This window comes from Marinomonas posidonica IVIA-Po-181 (genome assembly GCF_000214215.1).
Classification (GTDB): Bacteria; Pseudomonadota; Gammaproteobacteria; order Pseudomonadales; family Marinomonadaceae; genus Marinomonas; species Marinomonas posidonica.
On record NC_015559.1, the window covers coordinates 2,295,193 to 2,307,271 of the forward strand.

Consider the following 12,079-nt stretch of genomic DNA (forward strand, 5'->3'; position numbering starts at 1 on the left):
CCCAATGACACACAACATGTCCATAACCCTAAAGCCGGGATTCAAAAATCACATCCAAGGCCTAGAAGGCAGCCGTAAAGCGCTGCAACTTCTCGCCTTAGCAGCACAATACAACAAGCCTATTCTGTATATGGTTAACACCGTTGCCGAACTCAATGAGCTAGAAGATGAAATTCACTTCCTCAAACCCTTGCAACAGCAAGTACTCAGATTCAGCGATTGGGAAACCTTACCCTATGATGCGTTTTCACCACATCAAGACATCATCTCCCAACGATTGGAGACGCTTGCCAAAATAAGTGAGAGCAAAAACCCGATCATACTGGCCACTGTGGCATCCTGCTTAACTCGCTTGTGCCCGAAGCAGCACCTTGATAGAGAGCGCTTCCACCTCAAAGAAGGCCAACAACTGCCACTGGAAACACTAGCAGATAAATTAAGCAAAGCAGGTTATTTAAATGTAGACAATGTTCACGAACACGGTGAATTCGCCATTCGAGGCGCACTCATGGACATCTTTCCTACTGGGGCAAACCAACCAATTAGGATTGACTGGTTCGATAATGACATTGACTCTATTCGCTGGTTTGATGCTGAAACCCAACGTAGCATTAGCAAAGTGTCAGAAATCTATATGCTGCCCGCTAAAGAGTTCCCCACAACAAGCCAAAGCATTCAACAGTTTCGCCAGGCCTTTCGTGAACGCTTTGACGTCGATCCTTTGGCTTGCCCAATTTACCAAGACATTTCCAGTGGTTTAATGCCAGCTGGTATTGAGTATTACTTACCTCTGTTCTTTGAACAAACGTCAAGCTTGTTTGACTACTTGAGCAACGACACTTTGGTTATTCGCTCTGATGCCTTTCATGAACAGTTAGCGAGTGTGCAACTGGACTTTCGCAGTCGCTACGAATCATTAAGCTACAATATAGAGCGACCGATTTTAAAACCCGAAGAAGTGGGTTTAAAAGAAGACGAGGTATTCAGTCTACTCAATCAATTCAGCAATGTGGTTTTTTCCACACAAGGGGATCATCCACAATATCAAGCCATAGACGATGTTAAAATTGACTCGAAAGCCGACACCCCATTAGCGAAATTAAAACAATATTTAAACGCCACTCAGAATCGTGTATTAATCGTGGCCGAATCCGCAGGGCGACGAGAGGCTCTACTAGACCTTCTCAAAAAACATCAAATTACCCCTAAACAAGTCAATAATTGGGCCGATTTCTTACAGTCGGATCATCCGCTCGCCATCACTGAAGGATTAATTGGGCGCGGCTTCACCATTCAAGATGACGTCTCGCTGATTCCCGAAAGCGACATACTTGGTGAACGAGTGTCACAACACCGACGCCGCAACAAACAACAGAACATCAGCGAAGACGCCATCATTCGCAACCTCACTGAGCTGAGACTAAACGCACCCGTGGTCCACATTGACCATGGCGTAGGACGCTACCTTGGTCTGACCAATTTAGAAATTGATGGCCAAGAAACCGAACTACTGACCCTCGGCTACGCCAACGATGCCAAGCTTTATGTTCCAGTATCCTCATTGCAGCTTATTTCACGTTATACCGGAGCCGATGAAGATACTGCCCCACTACACAAATTGGGCACAGACAAGTGGAGTGTCGCCAAACAGAAAGCCGCCGAAAAAGCCCGCGACACCGCCGCCGAACTGTTGGAAATCTATGCCAAACGGGAAGCCAAAATAGGCCATAACTTCGCCAAACCAGACGATCAATATGAACTCTTCTCGGCAGGCTTCCCTTTTGAAGAAACACCAGATCAACAAATGGCCATTGATGCTGTCATACAAGACATGTCCGCCAAAAAAACCATGGACAGATTGGTTTGTGGCGATGTGGGCTTTGGCAAAACCGAAGTCGCTATGCGCGCGGCCTTTTTAGCCGTTCAAGATGGCAAACAAGTAGCAGTTTTAGTTCCAACCACCCTACTTGCCCAACAACATTACGAGAACTTCTGCGACCGTTTTGCCGATTGGCCCGTCGAGATTGAACTCTTGTCTCGCTTCCGATCAGGCAAGCAAACAACAACAGCCATTGAACGCTTAGAGTCAGGCAAAGCCGACATTGTGGTTGGCACACACAAGCTGATCCAAGGTGACATTCGATTTGCCAACTTAGGTTTGGTGATCATAGATGAAGAGCATCGATTTGGGGTGAAACAGAAAGAACAATTCAAAACCCTCAGATCAGAAGTCGACATCCTAACCCTGACCGCAACCCCGATTCCGCGTACGCTTAACATGTCTCTATCGGGCATTCGAGACCTGTCCATTATTGCCACACCACCCGCCAAACGCTTGTCGGTTAAAACCTTCATCAAACAAAAGGACGAGCACCAGGTCAAAGAAGCCATTTTACGAGAGCTGCATCGTGGTGGTCAGGTTTACTTCCTACACAATGAAGTGCAAACCATTCAAAAAGCCGCCGAGGAATTAGAAGCCCTTATTCCAGAAGCTCGGGTCATGGTTGGCCATGGACAAATGCGTGAACGAGAGCTGGAACAGGTGATGTCTGACTTCTACCACAAACGCGCCAATGTGCTGGTCTGTTCAACCATCATAGAAACCGGCATTGACATCCCCAATGCCAACACCATTATTATTGAACGTGCCGACAAATTTGGTCTTGCCCAGCTGCATCAATTGCGTGGTCGCGTGGGTCGCTCCCACCATCAAGCGTACGCCTATCTGCTGACACCAAATGACCGCAAAGTCACTCCAGATGCCGAAAAACGCCTCGAAGCCATTAGTTTGGCCGATACGCTCGGCGCTGGCTTTACTTTGGCAACCCATGATTTAGAAATTCGTGGCACAGGGGAATTATTGGGCGATGGGCAAAGTGGCCACATTGAACATGTTGGCTTCTCTCTCTTTATGGAAATGCTGGATCGAGCGGTAAAATCTCTCAAGAATGGCGAATCACCTGATGTCGATATCTCAACGCCTGCGCAAACCGACATCAATTTGCGCGTGCCAGCCCTCATTCCAGAAGACTACCTAGGCGATGTGCATTCACGCTTAATTTTGTATAAACGCATTGCCAACGCCAGCACCAGTGAAGAGCTGAAAGACTTGCAAGTGGAAATGATTGACCGCTTTGGCTTATTACCCGATGCCACTAAGAATTTGTTCCGACAGACAGAGATCAAACTAAAAGCCGAACAACTTGGCATTAATAAAATTGAAGCAAACGCAAAAGAAGGTAAAATCTTCTTTAATAGTAAAACGCCTGTTGACCCAATGAAGTTAATCAGCCTGATTCAGAAAAAGCCAGAGACATACAAACTGGCCGGTTCGGATACTCTTAAGTTCCTTGCCAGTATGAACAGCTCTGAAGATCGCTTCCAACAGACCACCAAAACGTTGGAATTATTACATTGAAAAAAATAACCCTAACTCTCTTTACGCTGCTTTTTATCAGTAGCCCAAGTCAAGCGATTGATGAACCCATCGACCCTGACACAGCCAGAGCCTATGAAGGTTACCTTGTCACCTTTATTTGGCCAGACGATAAAACCAGTGAGCAAATTGACTACAAAAACATCCTCACCACACAAGGTCTATTCCGTCTTCCGGAAACAGCCCCCGATGGCTCTGAGCCTTTGCAAGGAGCCCCTACCACGGAAGCAGAAATGCTAGAGGATGAACCGATCAGTCAACCAGGCTTACCAACGCCGCTGATCAAGATCGCGGAAAAATTAGGGCCGCATGTGCGAGTCTTATTGAACCAACAATGGACACTGATCTTTAAACGCCCAGGCGACATAATTGAGAAATCCTTTCACAGCGATGAAATAAAGGATGGTTACCCTGAATTAACCGGAGACATTCGTATCAAACTGGGTCGATATCTAGAATCGGAAATCCAATACAAGCATTTCTTGTTTGATAGCTTTACCCAACCGGATACGTCCATGCCCATTGAAAAGAATCAAAACAGCCTATTTTTTTCTAATCAAGAGTCCAACCAAGGTGAACAAGCCAACACAAGAGATTTAAAAGCGTTTGAACCTGCCCTTGTTTTGGCCCTCGACATGCGCAACAAGACAGCCAGCAAAAAACTCAACTACCTGGATCACCCGACGATTGGGACACTGCTGTACTTTCAGCCACTAGAACTTGAAGAAGCGGTTGAAAAAATTGCCCTTCAAACCATGTCACCTGAAACTGGCCAGAGCCTCACATTTGATACATTAAACAGTACCAATGAGCTTACTCGACCTCAGGCGATTACAGCACCAGTGCAAATTGCCCCAAGCGAGTAACGCCTTAGCAGTATCATCAACCCAAAAAGTACCGTTTGTCATGTTTGCTCTTAGCAAGATGACAAACGGTACGATAAAGCGTGCCTTTAGAAACCACGTGATTGAGTCAATTTACCCAACCAAGTAACCGCTTTTTGCTCAAACGCCGAGAACACAGATAAGCCTAAACGTTCAGCCATGCCCTTAGGTTGCTTATAAGACACTTGCACAACCTCTGAATCTTTATATTGAGCAACCAAATAAGCATCACTGGTCATGACTTGGTCTACCAACTTATTCTCTAATGCTTCACGGCCATACCAGGTATCACCCGTTGCAATGTCATCAATGACAAGTTGAGGTCGCTGTTCTGATACAAAGCTTTTAAATAAGCCATGAGTATCTTCTAGGTCTTGCTTAAATTTCTCGCGTCCTTCATCGGTATTTTTACCTAACATAGTCAAGGTACGTTTGTACTTGCCCGCCGTATGTAGCTCCACGTCAATCAAACTCTTATCCAGTAGACGATGGACGTTAGGCACTTGAGCAACCACACCAATCGATCCCAAAATGGCAAAAGGAGCAGCGATAATTTTATCGGCCACACACGCCATCATATAACCACCACTGGCGGCGACTTTGTCGACACAAATTGTCAAAGGGATTTGCGCTTCGCGAATACGCTGCAATTGAGAAGCCGCTAAACCATAGCTATGCACCATACCACCACCACTTTCTAGACGCACAACCACTTCGTCTTTTGCCGTCGCCACACTTAATATTGCGGTGATTTCTTCGCGCATTGACGCCACAGCTGAGGCTTTAATATCACCATCGAAATCCAACACATAAAGGCGTTTTTTAGGCACCTCTTGCGTGTCTTTGGCGGCCTTTTTATTGGCTTTCTTATCAAGCTTTTCTTGTTTCTTCTTTTCTTTTAACTGGTTTTTTAGCGTTTTCTTATCAAGCAGTTGACGATCCAAGTCTTCTTTCATGGAATCGTAGTTTTCATTTAACTTAGTGACAGATAAACTGCCCGGCTGCGATTTACGTTTACCATTTGCCACCATCGCAAGTAACACACCAATTACTAAAGCCACACTTACCAACTTCAATAAAAAACCAGCATAGTCAGTTAGAAATTCCAACGTCATCTTCCTCTACATTCTATAAGTCTTTGTGATAATGGGGTAATAAACGCAAATAACAATGCTTTATATGCAATATCCGCTATAGATACCCTGCTATTTATCCCTTATTATTCTGCCCATTAAAAATAAGCAAAACTTGCACACAAGTTACGTCTCAAAGGAGCCATTAATGAAAACCTCTATATCACATGCGCTTGGAAACAATTTCCTAGGGAGTTCCCCTCTCTGGTATAAACAAGCCGTGATTGCTTTTCTGATTCTCAATCCCATTGCCGTTGTTACTTTGGGCCCTTTTGTGACTGGCTGGTTACTGATTATTGAATTTATTTTCACCTTAGCCATGGCACTTAAATGCTACCCTCTTCAACCAGGTGGTTTAATTGCCTTAGAAGCCGTATTACTTGGCCTCACCACTAGTGATGGCGTCTATCACGAGGTCATTAAAAACTTTGATGTGATTTTATTGCTGATGTTCATGGTGGCAGGCATCTATTTCATGCAAGGCATGCTTCTGTTCATCTTTAACAAATTGCTGGTCAAGATTCGCTCGAAGGTCATTATCTCCTTAGTATTTAGCTTTGCGGCCGCAGTAATGTCCGCCTTCTTAGACGCTTTAACCGTAACCGCGGTACTGATTAGTGTCAGTGTTGGCTTTTATTCCGTTTACCACAAGGTCGCTTCTGACCAGACCTCTAGTGGTAAGCACAACCCAAACAGCGATGAAAAAGTCTTACCCGTTAACCAAAATGACTTAGCGGAATTCCGTTCTTTTTTACGCAGTCTATTGATGCATGGTGCCATTGGTACAGCCCTTGGCGGCGTTTCCACTCTGGTCGGCGAACCGCAAAATCTACTGATTGCAAAGGTCGCTGGATGGGACTTCCTCGAATTCTTTATACGCGTCGCCCCTATCTCAATGCCGGTATTGGCGTGCGGCCTATTGACCGTGGTCATACTAGAAAAAACCAAATGGTTTGATTATGGAGCACACTTACCAGAGAACGTTCGTAACATCTTAAAAAACTTTGAAAAGGAAGAGTCGCTTAAGAGTACACCACGACATAAAGCACAATTGATTATCCAAGGCATTGTGGCATGCATTCTCATTTTGTCTCTTGCCTTTCACGTGGCTGAAGTCGGTTTAGTCGGGCTCATGGTCATCGTGTTGCTCACTGCCTTTAACGGCATTACAGAAGAACATCAAATCGGCCACGCTTTCGAAGAGGCTTTGCCTTTTACGGCTTTATTAGTGGTTTTCTTCACCATAGTTTCAGTAATTCATGAACAACATTTGTTCCAGCCAATCATTGATGTGGTGCTAAACCTTCCAACCGAAACCCAGCCACTTATGTTCTTTATCGCCAACGGCTTGCTCTCTGCCATCAGTGATAATGTATTCGTCGCGACGGTTTATATAGGTGAAGTAAAAGAGGCCTTGGACGCCGGTATGATCAGCAAAGAGCATTTCAACACTCTGGCTGTTGCCATTAATACAGGGACAAACTTACCCAGCGTGGCCACGCCAAACGGGCAAGCCGCCTTTCTATTCTTGCTAACCTCAGCCATCGCACCACTGTTGCGATTGTCATACGGTAAAATGGTTTGGATGGCGCTGCCTTATACGTTTGTACTAAGCATTGTGGGTGGTTTGTGCGTGTCCTACCTTCTCTAAATCAATCACAAAAAAAGCGCTTACCTCGACAAGAAGTAAGCGCTTTTTTATGGACTCAAGAAAGTATCAACTTAGGAGTTGGTTCTCAGGAATTGGTTCGCCATAGAGCCTGACCAGATTTTTTCTCAATCAAATCCAATCGTTCTTCATGAGCTTGCAGTTCACGTTCACTGGCACGAATCACTTTTAAGGCTGGTCGTTCAGGGGATAAACGACGAATTTCACCCACACTGCCGTCTTCATTTGAATCTGAATCAGAGCTGTTTGCCAAACCCAGACTGGTTTGGCCACCCGTCATCAACAAGTACACATCAGCCAGGATTTCCGAATCCAATAACGCCCCGTGCAAATCACGATGAGAGTTATCAATGCCGTAACGCTTACACAAGGCATCAAGATTATTTTTTTGACCTGGGTGTTTTTTGCGAGCGTATACTAAGCTGTCAAACACACCACAAACATCCGCCACCTTAGGGTAACCCGCCCCAAGTAAAGCGAATTCATGATCAATGAAACCAATATCAAACGGCGCATTGTGAATGATTAATTCAGCCCCTTTAATAAACTCGAAAAATTCTTGTGCGACTTGATGAAAACGCGGTTTGTCATTCAAGAACTCATTACTGATTCCGTGGACACGAAACGCTTCTTCTTCAATTTCTCGATCGGGATTGATATAAACATGAAAATGGTTTTTCGTTAGCTTACGACCCACCATTTCCACACAACCAATTTCTATGATCTTATGACCCTGCCGAGGATCAATACCGGTTGTTTCGGTATCCAGTATGACCTGTCTCATTATTGCGCCCTCAATTCATCAATGCCTTGATTCGCCAATTGATCAGCAATTTCATTCCCTTCAATACCAGCATGCCCCTTTACCCACTTCCAAGTCACCTGATGCTTTTGACAGGCATCATCCAACGCCTGCCATAGATCTTTATTCTTAACGGGCTGTTTTGAAGCCGTCATCCAACCTTTCTTCTTCCAACCGGCAAGCCATTGAGTGATGCCTTTTTGAACGTAAGAAGAATCCGTGTACAAGGTCACGTCGCAAGCTTCTTTTAACGCTTTTAGGCCTTCTATTGCCCCCATTAGCTCCATTCGATTATTGGTGGTGTCTCGTTCTCCACCACACAAGCGTTTTTCATGACCACCGAAGGTTAACCAAGCTCCCCAACCACCTATGCCAGGGTTACCCTTACACGCACCATCGGTATAAATTACAACTTCTTTCACTCTTTCATCTCTTTTGCGGTTGGTTTCGTTAATGGCGGAACACGAACTCGCGCTCCTGACCAACGAGACCTTAATGGAATATTACGTTTCACATGTTTGGTTGCCGTCATCACATAGACACCACCAAAGGGCAGTTTCAATGCTTTAAAAAATCGGTTTAACCAGTTAAATCGCCCACGCCACTTCGCACTTTGGATAGGAGGCTCATAGTAGATAAAGTGCTTACTCTCTAGTGTCAAGCCAGCGACTTTTAACCAGTCTTCAAGCCGTTGATAGCGAATAAAGCGACCACACCAAGGTGCTTTCACACACTTTGACACTATCCGTCTCATGCCCCACCAACTCCATGGGTTAAAACCGACAATGACTATCTTACCGCTCGGTAATAACGTCCGTGCCGCTTCGCGTAAATCATCGTGAGGACTGGAAGAGACGTCCAGAGTGTGGTGAAACACATGAACATCAACACCGTCAGATTCAAACGGCAGCTCGGATGCTTTCGCCACCACGGTATTAACAGAAGCACCCAGTTCTAACGTTGGCGCGATCAGCAAGTTTTCACGCAACCTGTCATGCTTTATGGGAAATTGTTTTAACGGCGATTGGCACACCAGATAATAGCCAATGGCAAGGTCCAGTTCTGCTTCGATTTGCTGCAATTCAAACTGCAACAAATCCGCCCCAAGCGGGGTTTCATACCAAGTTTGAAACAATTGTCTTGATTGATCATCCAACATACAATGAAATCTCTTTATCGCGTCATGACACCAATCCAACTTTGATACGCCATGATTTACATCGACTTCTTATTTAAAGTAGAAAGTTTATGATTATTTTTCCGCTTCCAGCCTTTCAAGACAATTATATCTGGATAATCCGCCACAATGATACCTCCCTTATCTGGGCAATTGACCCTGGTGACGCAAATGTTGTGCTAGATTACTGCCAACAACATGGCAAACAATTAGCCGGAATCCTTATTACTCATCACCACAAAGACCACACAGGTGGTGTAGCCAAGCTAAAAGAGAGGTTTCAATGCCCGGTTTTTGGCCCAGCTCATTTAACCCATTTGATCACACATCCACTTTCTGAAGGTGACCAAGTTGACATTTTTGACCGACCATTCCGCGTCATAGAAACGCCTGGGCACACACTGGATCATCTGTGTTATTTCAGTGACCAAGCAACCCCTCTTCTGTTCAGCGGCGATACTCTGTTTCGAGGCGGCTGCGGACGCATCATGGAAGGAACGGCTGAACAAATGCTGTCTGCGATGCAAAAAATTTCGGCTCTGCCCGACGAAACCTTAGTATATTGTACCCATGAATACACCCTCGCAAATTATCGCTTCGCCCTGTCTCTAGAGCCCAACAACCCTGCTTTACGGGAAGCCAATGACCACTGCCAAATCTTGCGTCAGCAAGCACAAGTTACTTTGCCCAGCAAGCTTGATTTAGAAAAAAAAACCAACCCCTTTTTACGCTCACATCTAGAGGTGGTAAAAGCTCAAGCAGCACAGCAACTTAGCGAGGAAGTAGCCCATCAACCTAGCGCCGCTTTCAGTCAAGTAAGACGCGCAAAAGACAGTTTTAGTTGACCTGAATATTCAGGTCGATAAAATGGCCAAACTTTACTCAATTTTGTGACCCTTCATGACATATAAATTATTATGGGTTTGTTTAACAAGCCTACTCCTAACGGCGTGCCAAACGGTCTCCAAGGTCGAAACAAGCGCCGCATCTGATCCCCTTGAAAGCACCGAAGAAGCTCAAGTGGTTGAAGCCAGTCCTGAGCACATTGGCATGATTGATACGGTTCCAACTGTCGATGCTGAAGCGACAGTGGAAGAGCTCGCAGCCGCTGATGACGACATCGTCGAAGTAGAAGAAGCCGATGACCTTGCGATTGTAGCCAGCAAACCAAAAGAACCTGAAGACATTTGGGATCGAGTGCGAGCTGGATACCAGTTTAATTTAGACATTGATCGTCCGCGCCTCTCTTCACAACTTCGTTGGTATAGCTCACACCCTCGCTATTTGGATCGCGTGTCCAAGCGTGGCGAGCGCTACCTGTACTATATTGTTGATGAACTAGAGAAAGCTGGCATACCAACCGAAATTGCCCTATTGCCTATTGTCGAGAGTGGCTTTGATCCATTCGGTTACAGTCATGGACGTGCTTCTGGCCCTTGGCAGTTCATTCCATCCACTGGACAAATGTATGGCTTAGATCAAACTTGGTGGTATGACGGACGTCGCGACATTATTGGTTCCACTCAAGCTGCCATTGCCTATTTAACACGTCTGCACAAGATGTTTGATGGTAATTGGTTACATGCCCTAGCGTCATACAATTCAGGCGAAGGTACGGTAATGCGTGCAATTCGTAAGAATAAGCGTGCCGGTAAGCCCACCGATTTTTGGTCTTTGGATTTACCTCGTGAGACACGTGCTTACGTACCTAAGTTAATCGCCTTAGCAAAGATCATCAAACACCCAGAAAAATACAACTACAACACCTATTTTATTCCAAACAAACCGTACTTTGACGTCGTCAATATTGGTGGTCAGCTTGACCTTGCTCAAGCAGCACAAATGGCAAACATCAGCATTGATGAAGTGTATTTGCTTAATCCTGGTTTCAATCAGTGGGCCACGTCACCAGATGGCCCTCACCGTCTATTGATTCCTGTCAGTAAAGCGAAAAACTTCCGTACCAAGCTCGCTGAAATCCCCAATAAAGAACGCGTCACCTGGGTTCGCTATACCGTGAAAGCGGGGGATAATTTGTTGCTTGTGGCAAAACAACACAACACGACAGTTAATGTTTTACAAAATGTTAACAAGATTTCATCTTCCTTGATTCGAGTTGGCCAAGAATTGATGATTCCAGTGGCGGGCAATAATATTGAAAGTTACACCTTAAGCTCTCACCAACGCTTGCTAGCCAAGCAGTCAAGAGCACCCAACCGTAACAAGATCAAAATCAAGTACACAGTGAACTCAGGTGATAGCTTGTGGTTGATTGCCAACAAATATGGCACCACCAGTAAAACCCTAGCTCGCTGGAATGGAATGGGCTTAGGCGATCCTCTGATGCCAGGTAAAAAACTTGTCGTATGGTTAGAACCTAAAAAATCTCAAACGACACAACGCAGTGTCATGAAAAAAGTGGTCTACACCATACGATCTGGCGATTCCTTAGCGAAAGTGGCCAATAAGTTCAAAGTATCCGTTAATGACATTCGCGGTTGGAACCCTAAAGTAGGCAGTAAGAAATACGTTCAACCAGGTGATCGCGTCACACTCATGATCAATGTCGTGGCGGGAAACTAACCCAAACGCACAGTAATTAAAACGGGCACAACAACTAGGTGTCATAAAAAAGGCTGATTCCAAATGGAATCAGCCTTTTTTGTTGTCTTTATCGAATTCAGCTTATTCGTAACGGCAATGGTAAGCGGTCACTTCCGCCACCTTAACACCAAAGCTTTGATTGGCTTCTACGATGAAGGTTTGGTTTTTAGTAAAGGTTTGCCAATCTGACTCACCTGGCAATTTTACCGTCAAACTGCCAGACACCACTGTCATGTATTCTTTCTGGCTAGTACCAAATTCATACTCACCGATTTGCATGACACCAACCGTAGACACCCCTTCGGCATTGTCCAAGGCAATCGACTTCACTTGATCTTCAAAATAACTGTTTACCGTTAACGCCTTACTCATAT

10 protein-coding genes are annotated in these 12,079 nt (G+C 45.1%); 5 read left to right on the plus strand and 5 right to left on the minus strand.

All coding sequences use genetic code 11. From position 1 onward, the window contains the following. Window positions 1–4: 4 nt before the first annotated feature. Window positions 5–3,418 carry a transcription-repair coupling factor gene (gene mfd, locus MAR181_RS10750; protein ID WP_013796614.1) on the plus strand — a complete coding sequence of 1,138 codons (3,414 nt, stop codon included), beginning with the start codon at window positions 5–7 and terminating at the stop codon, window positions 3,416–3,418. Further along, a complete protein-coding gene (locus MAR181_RS10755) occupies window positions 3,415–4,302 on the plus strand; it encodes a hypothetical protein (RefSeq protein ID WP_013796615.1) in 888 nt (295 codons plus the stop codon). Before mfd ends, MAR181_RS10755 begins: the two co-directional genes overlap by 4 nt. A gap of 86 nt (window positions 4,303–4,388) precedes the next feature. Here the strand turns inward: MAR181_RS10755 and sohB are convergent, their stop codons facing one another. Next, window positions 4,389–5,429, minus strand: coding sequence for a protease SohB (sohB, locus tag MAR181_RS10760; RefSeq protein ID WP_013796616.1), 1,041 nt, complete (start codon window positions 5,427–5,429; stop codon window positions 4,389–4,391). Between the two features lie 172 nt (window positions 5,430–5,601). Here sohB and nhaB point away from each other — a divergent pair, with 172 nt between their 5' ends. Further along, on the plus strand, window positions 5,602–7,104 hold the full coding sequence (gene nhaB, locus MAR181_RS10765) for a sodium/proton antiporter NhaB (protein WP_013796617.1): 1,503 nt from the start codon (window positions 5,602–5,604) through the stop codon (window positions 7,102–7,104). A gap of 85 nt (window positions 7,105–7,189) precedes the next feature. On the opposite strand, the gene dnaQ is transcribed toward nhaB, so the two are convergent. The 3 genes from dnaQ to MAR181_RS10780 are packed head-to-tail and all read right to left on the minus strand — an operon-like array spanning window position 7,190 to window position 9,083. After that, window positions 7,190–7,906, minus strand: coding sequence for a DNA polymerase III subunit epsilon (gene dnaQ, locus MAR181_RS10770; protein ID WP_013796618.1), 717 nt, complete (start codon window positions 7,904–7,906; stop codon window positions 7,190–7,192). Next, the gene (gene rnhA, locus MAR181_RS10775) at window positions 7,906–8,346 is read right to left on the minus strand and encodes a ribonuclease HI (protein ID WP_013796619.1); all 441 of its coding nucleotides are present in this window, start codon (window positions 8,344–8,346) and stop codon (window positions 7,906–7,908) included. The genes dnaQ and rnhA overlap by 1 nt, the downstream gene beginning before the upstream one ends. Beyond that, complete coding sequence (locus MAR181_RS10780; protein WP_013796620.1) at window positions 8,343–9,083, minus strand: class I SAM-dependent methyltransferase; 741 nt, start codon at window positions 9,081–9,083, stop codon at window positions 8,343–8,345. Before MAR181_RS10780 ends, rnhA begins: the two co-directional genes overlap by 4 nt. 89 nt (window positions 9,084–9,172) lie before the next feature. Between MAR181_RS10780 and gloB the strand changes: the two genes are divergently transcribed. Both gloB and MAR181_RS10790 read left to right on the plus strand, forming a co-directional pair. Next, window positions 9,173–9,946, plus strand: a complete 774-nt coding sequence (gene gloB, locus MAR181_RS10785; RefSeq protein WP_013796621.1) for a hydroxyacylglutathione hydrolase — start codon at window positions 9,173–9,175, stop codon at window positions 9,944–9,946. A 55-nt stretch (window positions 9,947–10,001) separates the two neighbouring features. Next, window positions 10,002–11,684: a lytic transglycosylase gene (locus tag MAR181_RS10790; RefSeq protein WP_013796622.1), complete on the plus strand. Its 1,683-nt coding sequence runs from the start codon at window positions 10,002–10,004 to the stop codon at window positions 11,682–11,684. A 102-nt stretch (window positions 11,685–11,786) separates the two neighbouring features. On the opposite strand, the gene ppnP is transcribed toward MAR181_RS10790, so the two are convergent. Beyond that, entirely contained in the window at window positions 11,787–12,077 is a 291-nt protein-coding gene (gene ppnP / locus MAR181_RS10795; protein ID WP_013796623.1) for a pyrimidine/purine nucleoside phosphorylase, read from the minus strand. Window positions 12,078–12,079: the final 2 nt, after the last annotated feature.

What these genes read in the sequence shown, in the direction of transcription:
- mfd (WP_013796614.1), top strand. Translation starts at nt 5, where the DNA reads ATGACACACAACATGTCCATAACCCTAAAGCCGGGATTCAAAAATCAC.
- nhaB (WP_013796617.1), top strand. Translation starts at nt 5,602, where the DNA reads ATGAAAACCTCTATATCACATGCGCTTGGAAACAATTTCCTAGGGAGT.
- dnaQ (WP_013796618.1), bottom strand. Translation starts at nt 7,906, where the DNA reads ATGAGACAGGTCATACTGGATACCGAAACAACCGGTATTGATCCTCGG.
- MAR181_RS10780 (WP_013796620.1), bottom strand. Translation starts at nt 9,083, where the DNA reads ATGTTGGATGATCAATCAAGACAATTGTTTCAAACTTGGTATGAAACC.
- gloB (WP_013796621.1), top strand. Translation starts at nt 9,173, where the DNA reads ATGATTATTTTTCCGCTTCCAGCCTTTCAAGACAATTATATCTGGATA.
- MAR181_RS10790 (WP_013796622.1), top strand. Translation starts at nt 10,002, where the DNA reads ATGACATATAAATTATTATGGGTTTGTTTAACAAGCCTACTCCTAACG.
- ppnP (WP_013796623.1), bottom strand. Translation starts at nt 12,077, where the DNA reads ATGAGTAAGGCGTTAACGGTAAACAGTTATTTTGAAGATCAAGTGAAG.